Genomic DNA, 13,462 nt, shown 5'->3' on the forward strand with positions numbered 1-13,462 from the left:
GATTCCTTACTTCACGCCATGCATGAGTTTGTTGATCAGCGGCGCGATGAGGAACAGCAGCGCGCCGGCGCCGAGCAACAGCCAGAAACCAAAGGTATAGCCGTCGAGCGAGGATTGCACGGTCATGCCACCTTCGCCGCTGACGTGGCCGGCAAAAATGCCCGACAGATTGTTGCCGATGCCGGTGGACAGGAACCAGCCGCCCATCCCGAAACCGACCAGGCGCACCGGCGCCAGCTTGGTCACCATCGACAGGCCGATCGGCGACAGGCACAGCTCGCCCACGGACTGGATGACGTACACCATGAACAGCGTCCAGAACGGAATCTTGCCGGCGTCGCTGACCAGCGAGGACAGCGCGAACATCAGCAGCAGGAACGCCAGGCCGTTGAAGATCAGGCCCAGGCCGAACTTGCGCGGAATCGACGGGTTGGCGCGGCCCATCTTGATCCACAGCCACGCCAGGATGGGCGCGATGGTGATGATCGCGAGCGAGTTCACCGACTGGAACCAGGCCACCGGGAACGTCCAGTCGCCGAACTGGCGGTTGACGATCTTCTCGGCCAGGAAGTTGAACGAGCTGCCGGCCTGCTCGAAGAACATCCAGAACAGCACGTTGAACACGAAGATCACCAGCATGGCCAGCGCGCGGTCGCGCTGCACGCTGCCCTCGCGCACGCCCTCGGCCAGGATCAGGCCGCACAGCAGCAGGAACATCGGCGTCAGCACCCACCAGTTGAGCGTGGCCGCGTCGATGGTCAGCAGGAAGTAGATCGCCGGAATCGCCACCAGCGCGCCGATCAGCGTGTACAGCACGCGCGCCATGCTCTCCCCGCCCACCGGCGGACGGCCGATGCCGGCCAGCTGGCGGCGGCCGAACCAGAACCACACCAGGCTGAGCAGCATGCCCACGCCCGAGGCGATGAACACCACCTTGTAGTCCGGCATGGCCTCGGAGCCGAAGTACTTGCTGGCGAGCCAGCCGGTAAGCACCGGCGAGATCATCGCGCCGAGGTTGATGCCCATGTAGAAGATGGTGAAGCCCGAATCGCGGCGGTCGTCGCCGACGTTGTAGAGCTTGCCCACCATCGTGGAGATGATCGGCTTGAACAGACCGTTGCCGGCGATGATCGTCGCCAGGCCAAGCTTGAAGAGCTCCTGGCTGGAGGTGGCGATCATGAACAGGCCGGCGGACATGATGGTCGCGCCCAGCAGGATGGAGCGCTGGTAGCCGATCACGCGGTCGGCGACGTAGCCGCCGAAGATCGCCGCGGCATAGACCAGCGCCAGGTAGGCACCGTAGAGCTGGTTGGCCGGCTGCTCGCCCGTGCCGCTGCCGCCATAGAACTGCTGCACGATGTACAGCACCAGGGCCCAGCGGATGCCGTAGAACGCGAAGCGCTCCCAGAACTCCGTCATGAAGAGCATCCACAACGGCTTGGGATGGCCCATCAGGGTCTTGAACTCGGGAATCGGCGCGGACGGCGGCGGGGTGGAAGCGGAATTCGGCGCGACGGCGTCAACGCTCATAGAGGTTCCCTTGCGTATTCATGAAAGGCGGGGTGCCCCCGGCGGTGCCGGGGCGACGGGCGAGGATCGCCCGCAGCGCGCGTTCACGTCAACGTCACGCGGTGGCGTACCGGTCCGGCTCGCCCCTTTTTGCCTGGCCGCGGACCGCATGGGCGTGTGGCCATCCGGGGCCGCGCAATAGCCCGTGCCGCGTGCCATTACCCCGCGCTGTCGCCGAGCCCGATGGACGTCCGCACGTCGAACAACTCGGGGAAGAACGTCAGCGCGAGGGCCTGCTGCAGGAAGCCCACCCCGCTGGACCCACCGGTGCCGCGCTTGAAGCCGATCACCCGCATCACCGTGCGCATGTGGCGGAAGCGCCACAGCTGGAACTGGGTCTCCAGGTCCACCAGGTCCTCGCACAGCGAGTATTCGCGCCAGTAGACGTCGGTGTTCTCGTAGATCCGCTCGAACACCGGGCGCAGCGCCGGGTCGGCCACGTGCGGCGTGGTCCAGTCGCGATCCAGGTACTGGGCCGGGATGTCGTGGCCGAAGCGGCTGAGGTAGCGCAGGAACTCCTCGTACAGGCTCGGCGCCTCCAGGGTCTCGCGCAGGCGCGCCTGCCCCTCCGGGTCGTAGGCGAACACCTGCAGCATCTGCGCGTTCTTGTTGCCGAGCAGGAACTCGATGTAGCGGTACTGCAGCGACTGGAACCCCGACGCCGGCCCCAGCACGTCGCGAAAGCCCATGTACTCCGAGGGCGTGAGCGTCTCCAGCACCGACCACTGCTCGGTGAGCAGGCGCAGTACCTGCTTGCTGCGCGCCAGCACCTTGCGGCATTGCCAGACCTCGTCGCGCTGCAGGAAGCCGATCGCCGCGCGCAGCTCGTGCGCCAGCAGCTTCAACCACAGCTCCGAGGTCTGGTGCTGGATGATGAAGAGCATCTCGTCGTGGTGCGGCGGGTCGGACAGCGGCTGCTGGGCGCTCAGCAGCTGGTCCAGGCGCAGGTAGCCGCCATAGGTCAGCCGGCCCTGCAGGTCGGTGTGGATGCCGGCTTCCAGGTCGCGCTGGTTCTTGTCGACGGGCATGGGCGTGGGGGTCGTGAGGGGCGGCAAGCGTAACCCAGCCGCCCGCGCGGGGGAGGAAGAACCCGGCGCCCTGGGCGGCGTGGACGGCTGAAGCGGAACCGAACGGGAAACGCACAGGGCCCAAGCCTATTCAGCCCACCGAGGCGTCTTGCATCGCAGCAACGCTGCAACCCATCCGTGGCAGGCCTGCGACAAAAATGAGCGGGCACAATTGCTGCGATTGCAGCATGTTTCTTGCTGCGGCGCAGGAAGGGCTCGGGTCACGCATTCCTTACCATAGCGCTTCGTATCATTTGAAACTTCCTGTCGAAGGTGCAGTTCGCATGACCGTAGCCGCCCAGTTCGAGATCGAGTACCTGCAATACCTGGACGCGGACGGCCAGCCCGTGCGCGACCTGCCCGCCGCGTGCGATCCGCAGACCCTGCTGACCCTGTTCAAGCAGATGCTCTACGTGCGCACCTTCGACACCAAGGCCGTCGCCCTGCAGCGCACCGGCAAGCTGGGCACGTATGCCTCCTGCCTGGGCCACGAGGCCACGCACGTGGGCATCGGCGCCTCGATGAAGACCGGCGACGTGTTCGCCCCCAGTTACCGCGAGTACGGCGCGATGTTCATGCGTGGCGTGCGGCCGCGCGACGTGCTGCTCTACTGGGGCGGCGACGAGCGCGGCAACGACTATGCCCGCGACGCCGACGCCGCCATCGACTTCCCGTTCTGCGTGCCGATCTCCACCCAGTGCCTGCACGCCGCCGGCGCGGCGCTGGCGTTCAAGCTGCGCGGCGAACAGCACGTGGCGGTTTCCAGCTGCGGCGACGGCGGCAGCTCCAAGACCGATTTCTACGCCGCGCTCAACTCGGCCGGCGCCTACAAGCTGCCGCTGATCCTGTGCGTGGTGAACAACGGCTGGGCGATCTCGGTGCCGCGCTCGGCGCAGACCGGCGCGCAGACCCTGGCCCAGAAGGGCCTGGCCGGCGGCCTGTTCTGCCTGCAGGTGGACGGCAACGACCTGATCGCGGTGCTGGAAGCCATGCGCCAGGCGCGCGAGCGTGCGCTGGCCGGCGAAGGCGGCACGGTGATCGAGTTCATGACCTACCGCCTGTCCGACCACACCACCGCCGACGACGCCCGCCGCTACCGCGGCGAGCAGGAAGTGAAGGACGCCTGGCAGGTGGAGCCGATGCTGCGCCTGCGCAAGTACCTCACCGGCCTGGGCCTGTGGAGCGAGGCGCACGAGAACGCCTGGAAGGAAGAATGCGGCGCGCGCGTGGACGAGGAGGTCAATGCCTACCTCAACACGCCCGTGCAACCGGTCGAGGCGATGTTCGACTACCTGTATGCCGATCCGCCGCCGGACCTGCTCGCCCAGCGCGCCGCGGCCCTCGCCCTGGAGGCCCGCCATGGATGAGATCAAGCGCAACACCGCCAGCGCCACCGCTTCGCACGACGCGGCCGCCCACCACGCCGCCGAGCGAGGAGACTCCGCGATGACCGCCACGCCCATCACCCTGATCGAAGCCGTGACCCAGGCGCTGGCCTGGGAACTGGCGCACGACCCGTCGGTGCTGGTGCTGGGCGAGGACGTGGGCGTGAACGGCGGCGTGTTCCGCGCCACCGCCGGCCTGCAGCAGCGCTTCGGCAGCGAGCGCGTGCTCGACACGCCGCTGGACGAAACCACCATCGCCGGCCTCACCGTCGGCCTGGCCGCGCAGGGCATGAAGCCGGTGGCCGAGGCGCAGTTCGACGGCTTCGTCTACCCGATGGTGGACCACATCATCTGCCACGCCGCGCGCCTGCGCACCCGCACGCGCGGCCGCCTGCACTGCCCGATGGTGCTGCGCGTGCCGTGGGGTGGCGGCATCCGCGCGCCGGAACACCACAGCGAAGCCAACGAGGCGATCTTCACCAACGTGCCGGGCCTGCGCGTGGTGCTGCCATCCTCGCCGCAGCGCGCCTACGGCCTGCTGCTGGCCGCGATCCGCGAGCCGGACCCGGTGATCTACATGGAGCCCAAGCGCATCTATCGCCAGTACAAGGAAGTGGTGGTGGACGACGGCGAGGCGTTGCCGCTGGACGTGTGCTTCGTGCTGCGCGACGGCACCGACGTCACCCTGGTGGCCTGGGGCGCGCAGGTGAAGGAAGCGCTGGAAGCGGCCGACAAGCTGGCCGGCGAAGGCATCAGCGCCGAGGTCATCGACGTGGCCACGCTGCGCCCGCTGGATTTCGCCACCATCGCCGAATCGGTCGCCAAGACCGGCCGCTGCGTGATCGTGCAGGAAGCGCCGAAGACCGCCGGTTTCGGCGCGGAGATCGCCGCGCGCCTGGCCGAGGAATCGATGTACGACCTGGTGGCCCCGGTCGAGCGCGTCACCGGCTACGACACCCACATCCCGCTGTTCCGCCTGGAGATGAAGTACCTGCCGAGCGTGGAGCGGATCGTCACCGCGGCGAAGAAGGCCGTGGCCGCGGGCTGACATGCGGGCGCGCTTGCTGTGCGATTACCGCACGCCCTACGCCAAACCCATCCGCTTCCGCGCCGGCCAGGTGGTCGCGCTGGGCGTGCGTGACGAGGAATGGCCGGCGTTCGCCTGGGTCAGCCTGGAAGACGGGCTGGCCGGCTGGGCGCCGATCGAATGGCTGCGCCCCTTGGGCGATGGCCGCGCCGAGGCCTTGCGCGACTACGATGCGCGGGAGCTGGAGGCCGACCGGGGCGATGCGGTGACGCTGCACCATGAACATGGCGGCTGGTGGTGGTCCGAACGCGCCGATGGCGCGCAGGGCTGGCTGCCGGAAGCCGATCTCGAACTGATGGAAGAGACTTCCCGATGAGCGATACCAAGAATTTCCACCTGCCCGACCTGGGCGAAGGCCTGCCGGACGCGACCATCGTCGAGTGGTTCGTCAAGGAAGGCGACACCATCCGCCTGGACGAGCCGCTGGTCTCCATGGAGACCGCCAAGGCCTTGGTCGAGGTGCCCTCGCCGGTCTCCGGCAAGGTGCTGAAGCTGGCCGGCGGCCCGGGCGATGTGGTCGTCACCGGCAGCGTGCTGGCGCAGTTCGCGCCGGACCCGAACCTGCCGCAGCGCGCCGAGGCACAGGACACCGGCCACTCGCACGGCCATGCGCCGGCGACCGGCGAACAGGTGCCGGCGAAGGCCGACAAGGTGGTCGCCTCCGATGAGGGCGGCGAGATCGCCGACAAGGCCGAGCGCGCCGACGCCGGCACCGTGGTCGGTGCGATGCAGAGCTCGGACGCCGTGCACAGCGAGCAGGCGGTGGCGGTGGGCGGCGTGCGCGCCATGCCGGCCGTGCGCGCGCTGGCGAGGAAGCTGGGCGTGGAGCTGTCGCGCGTGCGCGCCAGCGGCCCCGATGGCACGGTGACGATGGGCGACGTGAAGCAGGCGGCCGCCAACGGCAGTGCTTCCGGCCCTGGCGCTGCAGAAGCGGCTTCCGCCGCGGCTGCGCGTGTTCCGCAGGTCGCGGCGCAAGCTGTTCCTGCCGGGACGAACACGGGTGGCACGGGCATAGCAGCCACGCGCACCGCGCTTTCCGCCGCGGGCAAGCCCATGCGCACGCAGCCGCCGGGCTTGAGCGCCAGCGGCCAGCCGGAACAGCTCAAGGGCGTGCGCCGCAACATGGCGCGCGTGATGGCCGACGCACACAGCAAGGTCGTGCCGACCACGCTCAACGACGACGCCGACATCCATGCCTGGACCCCGGGCAACGACGTCACCGTGCGTTTGGTGCGCGCGATCATCGCTGCCTGCAAGGCGGTGCCCGCGCTCAATGCCTGGTTCGACGGCGACGCGCTGACCCGCACCCTGCACCCGCAGGTGGACATCGGCATCGCGGTGGATACCGAGGAAGGCCTGTTCGTGCCGGCCCTGCGCAACGCCGACATGCTCGACGCGCGTGGCGTGCGCGAGAGCGTCAACCGGCTGCGCCAGCAGGTGGAGGCGCGCAGCCTGCCGGCCTCCGAGCTGAGCGGCTACACCATCTCGCTGTCGAACTTCGGCATGTTCGCCGGGCGCTACGCCACCCCGGTGGTGGTGCCGCCGTGCGTGGCGATCGTCGGCGCCGGCCGCGCGCGCTACCAGGTGACGCCGGTAATGGGCGGCATCGAGTCGCACAAGGTCATCCCGCTGTCGCTGACGTTCGACCACCGCGCCGCCACGGGCGGCGAGGCCGCGCGCTTCCTGCGGGCGATGATCGACGATCTCGCGCTGGCGCAGTAAGGCCGGCCACTGCCTCGTCGGAGAGGCCCGGGCGTCCTGGTGGCGTCCGGGCCTTTCTTTTGCGTGTCAGCCCACCACGCGCAGCAGCGTGCGCGGCGCGGCCACCGCGCGCGCCGGCTCCAGCAGGTGCCGCGCCAGCTTGCGTGCCGCCACGCGCAGCTCCGGCACCGCAGTGATCTCCCACAACGCGCCGCGCAGCAAGGGGCCGATGCAGTAGAGCCCTGGCAGCGCGCGGCCGGCGGCATCGTGCACGCGGAAGTCCTCGTCCACCACCACGCCCAGGCCCAGCGGATCGGCCTGCAGCAGCCCGGCCTCGCGCATGCCGGCGATCAGCGGATCGCTGGTGCGGTCGATGTCGGTATCCAGGCCGGTAGCGCGGATCAGCACGTCGTAGCGCTCGGTGCGCGAGTCCTCTTCGCCGCGGCGTCGCAGCACCGCTTCCAGGCCTTCCGGTGTCCAGCGCGCGCGCAGCAGGCGCGCGGCTTCCAGCTCCAGTTGTCCGCGCGCGCGCAGGTCGGCCAGCACGCCGGCGGCGGCCGGGGCCACGCGATGGCGCGCCGCTTCCCAGTAAGGCCGCAGGTGACGCAGGAAACTCGCGCGACGGCGCCCATCCAGTTTCCGCCACAACGGCTGCAGGTGCGGGCGCAGCGCGTCCACCATGCCGCGCCACGGCGCACCCGCACGCACGGCGCGATGCACGCCGCGCAGCACGCCGGTCAGCTCGCCGGCGCGCAGCGCCTGCTGCACCGCCAGCGGCAGTTCCAGCGCCGGCCCGGCTTCGGCCTCGTGCGCCTGCGGAACGAGCCCGCGGCGCGAGATCGCATGCAGCCCACCGGTGTGCCCGCGCGCCTGCAGGCTCAACGCCACATCGACCATGGTCAGGCCGGTCCCCACGATCAACACGCGTGCATCTGGCGCGATGCCATCCAGCGCGCCGGGCTGCCACGGCCAGCCGATGTAACGCGGGTGCACGCTCAGGCGCGGGCCGATGCCCGGCAGCGCCTGCGGCGCGAGCGCGCCGACCGCCAACACGAGCTGGTCGCTGTCGAAGGCTTCGCCGTTGGCGAGGAAGATGCGATAGCCGCGCTGCGTGCGTTCGGCGGCGATGGCCTCCTGCGGCTTGCACACGATATGCGCCGCCGCGGACGCCATCGCCGCGCTCAGCTCGCCGCGCAGGTAGTCGGCATAGGCCAGCCGCGGCAGGAAGGCCTGCCGGCCGGACTGCCCCAGGTGGAGCGCATCGGCAAAGCCGCCCGGCTCGTCGGGGTCGATTCCCAGGTCGCGCGCGCGCACGTTGAGCAGATGTTCCGGCCGCGCCGCGCCGTAGGCCACGCCGCTGCCGAAACTGTCGGCCATGCCGACCAGCGTGATGCGGGTCGAGGCATCGGCGCGATACGCCAGCTCACGAACCAGCGCGGCACCGCAGAAGCCGGCGCCGATGAGGGTGATGTGCTTGCCCATGACTGCTTCGTCCCCATCCCGTTGACCGTCCTTTTGTGCCTGTGCCGGCGCCGCGGGATGTAAAGGAAGGGTTAGATGCGCGACCACGAACCGGCATGAGCTGATAGCGCTTGGAGATAAGCCAGGCGTGGCGCGCCGAACGGCGGATAATGCGGCGACCTTGCCGGAGCCCTCCATGACCGAACTTTCCCTGCGCGGGCAGCGCATCCTCCTGGCCGGCGGCAGCCGCGGCATCGGCCTGGGCATCGCCGAGGCGTTCTCCCGCGCCGGCGCGGCGCTCTCGATCTGCGGTCGCGACCCGCAAGCGCTGGCCGACGCCGGCGAGCAGCTGCTGCGCCACGGGAGCCGCGTGCACTGCCAGCGCTGCGACCTCGCCGACCCGGCGCAGATCGAAGGCTGGATCGCCGCGGCCGTCGAGGCGATGGGCGGCATCGACGGGGTGGTCAACAACGCATCGGGCTACGGCAACGCCAACGACGATGCGAGCTGGCAGGCCGGCTTCGACATCGACCTGATGGCCGCCGTGCGCACCAATCGCGCCGCGCTGCCGTGGCTGCGCCGCAGCGCCACGCCGTGGATCATCAACATCAGCTCGATCAACGCGCTGCGCCCCACCCCGCGCGCAGCGGCGTACTCCACCGCGAAGGCGGCGCTGAACTACTACACGGTGACGCTGGCGAGCGAACTGGCGACCGAGCGCATTCGCGTCAACGCCGTCGCGCCGGGCTCCATCGAATTTCCCGGCGGGCTGTGGGACCGCCGCCGCGAGGCGGAGCCGGCGCTGTACGCGCGCATCCGCGACAACATCCCGTTCGGCGGCTTCGGCGCGGTGGAAGACGTGGCCCACGCGGCGCTGTTCCTCGCCTCGCCGCAGGCACGCTGGATCACCGGGCAGGTGCTGGCCGTGGACGGCGGCCAGCACCTGGGCCCCTGAGCGCACGCGGATCCTTTCCCACGCCGCGCGCACCCGCCACGCTGTGCCGCCCGCCTTCTCCCGGAGCCCCCATGTCCCACGCCAAGATCACCTCCCTCGGCCCGCACTACGCCCACCGCATCACCAGCGGCCGCCACGAACTGACCGCCGACGAGCCGGCCGCGCTCGGCGGGCAGGATGCCGGCATGGCGCCGTTCGACCTCTACCTGTCCTCGCTGGCCGCCTGCACGGCCATCACCCTGCGCATGTACGCGGAAAAGAAAGGCTGGGACCTGGGCGAATTCCGCGCCGAACTCAGCTCGCGCCGCGACGAGGACGGCAAGCTGCATGTGCACCGCGTGCTGCATGCCACTGGCGCGCTGGACGAGGCGCAGTGGGAGAAGCTGCTGGACGTGGTCAGCCGCACGCCGGTCACGCTCGTGATGCGCGAGGGCGCGGTGATCACCAGCGCGCGCGGCTGAGCCTCAGCCGGCGAGCTGCGCCGAATCGATCACGTGTTCGCCGGGCGGCGGTTGCAGGGCAGTCCCCACCATCGCCCGGGCGATGGACTCGGCGGGGTTGATCCGCCACGCGCGCGGCAGCACGGGGCCCAGCACGCCGAGGACGGCCATGCCGATGCGTTCGCCCGCGCGCGGCGGGCCCGCGCGCTCGCCTCCGATCAGGCCCGGGCGCACGAGCACCAGGCTGCCGAAGCGCAACGCGCGCAGGTCGCGCTCCAGTTCGCCCTTGACCCGGCTGTAGAAGAAGCGCGAGCCCACGTCGGCGCCCATCGCGGAGTTGAGCACGAAGACCTCCGTGCCTTCCTCGCGCAGCGACTGCGCCAGTGCCAGCGGGTAGTCATGATCGACACGCCGGAACGCCTCGCGCGAACCGGCCTGCTTCATCGTGGTGCCAAGCGCGCAGATCGCCGCATCGACCTGCCAGTGCCGGGCGGCCGCGCCCACGCCGTCGAAGTCGAGCACGGGATTGTCGAGCTTGGCGTGCCGCAGCGGCAGCGGGCGCCGCGTAGGCGCGATGACCCGCGTACAGCGCGGATCGTCGAGCAGTATCGGCAAGGCGTGGGAGCCGACCAGGCCGGTGGCGCCGGCGAGCAGGATGCGCATGGCAGATCTCCGTTTGCGGGCAGCATAGCGCGCCTGCCGGCGCGGCTTCAGGCGCGGCAGTATGCGGGCCGGGGACCGAGGCGGCGCGCCCGGCGGCGGTTCACGTCAGCGCCGTCATCACCGCCTTGCGATAGGCCGGCCGCGCCTTCAGCCGCTCGTACCAGGCCGCCAGGTGCGGCAGGGCCGGCCGCTCGATGGGCATCTCGAACCATGCGTAGATGAAGGACCCCAGCGGAATATCGCCCATCGCGAACCGCGACCCGGACAACCACGGCGCCTGGGCCAGCGCGGCATCCGCCATCGCCAGCAGTTCGCCACAGCGCTGGCGGCCCGCCTCGATCTTCGCGGCGTCGCGCAATTCCGGCGCGGTGCGCAGCGTGCCCCAGAACACGTCGCGGAACGGCGCGGCGAAGCTGGAGGTGGTCCAGTCCATCCATTTCTCGCCCGCCGCGCGCACTGCCGGGTCCGCCGGATACAGCGTATCGAGCGCATACCGCGCACTGAGATAGCGCACGATCGTGTTCGATTCCCACAGCGGCAGGCCGTGATCCTCGATCATCGGTACCAGCCCATTGGGGTTCAGCGCGCGGTATTCGGGGGTGTCCACCTGGCCGAACGCGCCGCCGACCTGGATGGACTCGTACGGCAGCCCGATCTCCTCCGCGCACCACAACACCTTGCGCACATTGCTCGAATTGTGGCGACCCCAGATCTTCAGCATGAGCGGCATCCATGTGGCATGCCGCCATTCTATGCGGGCCGCCTACTGCGGCTGCATCCCGCCTTCCGGGCCCGCCTTCGCACCGCCGGCAAGCCGGTCGCGCTCCACCGCCAGCAACGCCAGCGAACGCGGGGGCGCCGTCCACGGGGTGCCGCCCGGCACGGCGCGCCCGCCATGGCGCGCGGTGTCGATCAGCACCCGCCAGTGCTCGTCGTGCATCGGCGGCAGATGGAATTCGACCGTATTCACCGGATCGGCATTGAGCAGCATCAGCAAGGTGACGTTGGCCGCCACCTGGCGCAGGCCACTGGCCGGGGCGCGCCCGTCCAGGCGCATCATCAGCGCGTGGGCGTTGGGGTCCTGCCATTGCTCCGGCGTCATTTCCTCGCCATGGGGCGCCAGCCAGGTCACATCGCGGAAGCCCAGCGCCTCGTCGTACTCACCATCGAAGAAGCGGCTGCGGTGCAGCAGCGGGTAGCGACGGCGCAGCGACAGCAGGCGGCGCACGAAGCGCGCCTGGTCGGCGGCCGGCGCCAGCGCGGCGGCTTCCCAGTCGATCCAGGTGGTCTCGTTGTCCTGGCAGTAGGCATTGTTGTTGCCGCCCTGGCTATGGCCGAACTCGTCGCCCGCCAACAGCATCGGCGTGCCCTGCGACAGCAGCAGCGTGGCCAGCAGGTTGCGCATCTGCTGGCGGCGCGTGCCGATGATGCCCACGTCGTCGGTCGGGCCCTCGGCACCATAGTTGGCCGAGATGTTGTTGTCGCTGCCGTCGCGGTTGTCCTCGCCGTTGGCCTCGTTGTGCTTGTTGTCGTAGGTGACCAGGTCGTTGAGGGTGAAACCGTCGTGCGCGGTGATGAAGTTCACCGAGGCATGCGGGCGGCGGCCCTTGTGCCGGAACAGGTCGGCCGAGCCGGTCAGACGCGTGGCCAGCTCGGCCAGCTGGCCGGCGTCGCCTCGCCAGAACGCGCGCACGTTGTCGCGGAAGTGGTCGTTCCACTCCGCCCAGCCAGGCGGGAAGCCACCCACCTGGTAGCCGCCCGGGCCCACGTCCCACGGCTCGGCGATCAGCTTGGTCTGGCTGAGCACCGGGTCCTGGCGCACGGCGTCCAGGAAGCTGCCGCTCGGGTCGAAGCCGTAGCGCTCGCGGCCGAGGATGGTGGCCAGGTCGAAGCGGAAGCCGTCGACATGCATCTCCAGCACCCAGTAGCGCAGCGAATCGAGCACCATGCGCAGCGCGCCGGCGTTGGTCAGGTCGAAGGTGTTTCCGGTGCCGGTGTCGTTGATGTAGTAGCGGCGGTCGTCGGCCAGGCGGTAGTAGCTGGCGTTGTCGATGCCCTTGAACGAGAGCGTCGGCCCCAGCTCGTTGCCTTCGGCGGTGTGGTTGTAGACCACGTCCAGGATCACTTCCAGCCCGGCGCTGTGCAGGCGCGCCACCATCTGCTTGAACTCGGCCACCGTGCGCGTGGCCATGTAGCGCGGCTGCGGCGCGAAGAAGCCGATGGTGTTGTAGCCCCAGTAGTTGCGCAGGCCGCGGTCCAGCAGTTGCGAATCATCGACATACGCGTGCACCGGCAGCAGTTCCACCGAGGTCACGCCCAGCCCCTTGATGTGCTCCACCAGCGCATCGTTGCGCAGCGCGGAGAACGTGCCGCGCTCCTCTTCCGGCACCTCGGGGTGGCGCATGCTCAGGCCGCGCACGTGCGCTTCGTAGATGACGGTGTGCTGCCAGGGCACCTGCGGGCGGCGGTCCTCGCCCCAGGTGAACGCCGGGTCCACCACCGCGCAACGCGGCATGAAGGCGGCACTGTCGCGGCGGTCGAAGCTGAGGTCCTTGTCCTTGTGGCCGATCGTGTAGCCGAACAGCTGCGGCGCCCACTTCAACTGGCCGACGATCTGCTTGGCATACGGGTCCAGCAACAGCTTGTTCGGGTTGAAGCGGTGCCCGGCGTCCGGCGCGTAGGGGCCGTGGACGCGGTAGCCGTAGCGCTGCCCGGGGCGGGCATCAGGCAGGTAGCCGTGCCACACCTCGTCGGTGTATTCGGGCAGCTCGATGCGTTCGGTCTCGCGGTTGCGTTCGTCGAACAGGCACAGCTCGACCTTGGTGGCGTTGGCCGAATACAGCGAGAAGTTGACGCCCAGTCCATCCCAGGTGGCGCCGAGTGGAAAGGGACGGCCCTCGCGGATGCGCGAGCGCTGGGTCAGTTTGCGGGGGGGCATGCACGCTCCGTGGCAAGGGTCATGGCGTGGCACCGTGGGATGGCGCGTCCTCGGCGGCGGCGCGGATTTCCGCATCCACCAGCCGTTCGGCCATGCCCCAGTGCCGTTCCTGCTGGCCGTCCGGGCGGCCTTCAGCCTCCCAAATCTCGCGGGCCAGCTCGCGGATACGCGTTTCGCGCTCTGTCGGGTTCATGCG

Annotated in this window: 13 protein-coding genes; 6 read left to right on the forward strand and 7 right to left on the reverse strand. The window is 69.8% G+C overall.

Annotated features, from left to right (window positions below; translation table 11 throughout):
- Window positions 1-6 precede the first annotated feature (6 nt).
- Window positions 7-1,530: an oligopeptide:H+ symporter gene (locus P6166_RS11955; protein ID WP_277764686.1), complete on the reverse strand. Its 1,524-nt coding sequence runs from the start codon at window positions 1,528-1,530 to the stop codon at window positions 7-9.
- Window positions 1,531-1,727: 197 nt separating this feature from the next.
- Entirely contained in the window at window positions 1,728-2,597 is an 870-nt protein-coding gene (locus tag P6166_RS11960) for a tryptophan 2,3-dioxygenase family protein (RefSeq protein ID WP_277764687.1), read from the reverse strand.
- A 323-nt stretch (window positions 2,598-2,920) separates the two neighbouring features.
- Here P6166_RS11960 and pdhA point away from each other — a divergent pair, with 323 nt between their 5' ends.
- Genes pdhA through P6166_RS11980 form a run of 4 tightly spaced genes read left to right on the forward strand, consistent with a single transcriptional unit; the run spans window position 2,921 to window position 6,830 of the window.
- Window positions 2,921-4,003, forward strand: a complete 1,083-nt coding sequence (gene pdhA / locus P6166_RS11965) for a pyruvate dehydrogenase (acetyl-transferring) E1 component subunit alpha (RefSeq protein WP_277764688.1) — start codon at window positions 2,921-2,923, stop codon at window positions 4,001-4,003.
- On the forward strand, window positions 3,996-5,069 hold the full coding sequence (locus tag P6166_RS11970) for an alpha-ketoacid dehydrogenase subunit beta (protein ID WP_345781873.1): 1,074 nt from the start codon (window positions 3,996-3,998) through the stop codon (window positions 5,067-5,069). The genes pdhA and P6166_RS11970 overlap by 8 nt, the downstream gene beginning before the upstream one ends.
- 1 nt (window position 5,070) lies before the next feature.
- Window positions 5,071-5,424 (forward strand): SH3 domain-containing protein, encoded by a 354-nt coding sequence (locus P6166_RS11975; RefSeq protein ID WP_277764689.1) that lies wholly within the window; start codon window positions 5,071-5,073, stop codon window positions 5,422-5,424.
- Window positions 5,421-6,830: a dihydrolipoamide acetyltransferase family protein gene (locus P6166_RS11980; RefSeq protein ID WP_277764690.1), complete on the forward strand. Its 1,410-nt coding sequence runs from the start codon at window positions 5,421-5,423 to the stop codon at window positions 6,828-6,830. Before P6166_RS11975 ends, P6166_RS11980 begins: the two co-directional genes overlap by 4 nt.
- A gap of 66 nt (window positions 6,831-6,896) precedes the next feature.
- On the opposite strand, the gene P6166_RS11985 is transcribed toward P6166_RS11980, so the two are convergent.
- Window positions 6,897-8,291, reverse strand: coding sequence for an FAD/NAD(P)-binding protein (locus P6166_RS11985; protein WP_277764691.1), 1,395 nt, complete (start codon window positions 8,289-8,291; stop codon window positions 6,897-6,899).
- 175 nt (window positions 8,292-8,466) lie between these two features.
- On the opposite strand from P6166_RS11985, the gene P6166_RS11990 reads away from it, so the two are divergent.
- Together P6166_RS11990 and P6166_RS11995 are read left to right on the forward strand one after the other, a co-directional pair.
- The gene (locus P6166_RS11990; RefSeq protein ID WP_277764692.1) at window positions 8,467-9,225 is read left to right on the forward strand and encodes an SDR family NAD(P)-dependent oxidoreductase; all 759 of its coding nucleotides are present in this window, start codon (window positions 8,467-8,469) and stop codon (window positions 9,223-9,225) included.
- 71 nt (window positions 9,226-9,296) lie between these two features.
- Window positions 9,297-9,686: an OsmC family protein gene (locus tag P6166_RS11995; RefSeq protein WP_277764693.1), complete on the forward strand. Its 390-nt coding sequence runs from the start codon at window positions 9,297-9,299 to the stop codon at window positions 9,684-9,686.
- Between the two features lie 3 nt (window positions 9,687-9,689).
- Here P6166_RS11995 and P6166_RS12000 read toward each other — a convergent pair whose 3' ends face one another.
- The 4 genes from P6166_RS12000 to P6166_RS12015 all read right to left on the reverse strand — a co-directional run bounded on the left by P6166_RS12000 (window position 9,690) and on the right by P6166_RS12015 (window position 13,459).
- Window positions 9,690-10,328 (reverse strand): NAD-dependent epimerase/dehydratase family protein, encoded by a 639-nt coding sequence (locus P6166_RS12000; RefSeq protein ID WP_277764694.1) that lies wholly within the window; start codon window positions 10,326-10,328, stop codon window positions 9,690-9,692.
- Between the two features lie 100 nt (window positions 10,329-10,428).
- Complete coding sequence (locus P6166_RS12005; protein ID WP_277764695.1) at window positions 10,429-11,058, reverse strand: glutathione S-transferase; 630 nt, start codon at window positions 11,056-11,058, stop codon at window positions 10,429-10,431.
- Window positions 11,059-11,091: 33 nt separating this feature from the next.
- Complete coding sequence (gene glgX, locus P6166_RS12010; protein ID WP_277764696.1) at window positions 11,092-13,266, reverse strand: glycogen debranching protein GlgX; 2,175 nt, start codon at window positions 13,264-13,266, stop codon at window positions 11,092-11,094.
- A gap of 19 nt (window positions 13,267-13,285) precedes the next feature.
- Complete coding sequence (locus P6166_RS12015) at window positions 13,286-13,459, reverse strand: DUF2934 domain-containing protein (protein ID WP_277764697.1); 174 nt, start codon at window positions 13,457-13,459, stop codon at window positions 13,286-13,288.
- Window positions 13,460-13,462: the final 3 nt, after the last annotated feature.

The organism is Stenotrophomonas sp. HITSZ_GD, from assembly GCF_029543105.1.
Lineage (GTDB): Bacteria > Pseudomonadota > Gammaproteobacteria > Xanthomonadales > Xanthomonadaceae > Stenotrophomonas_A.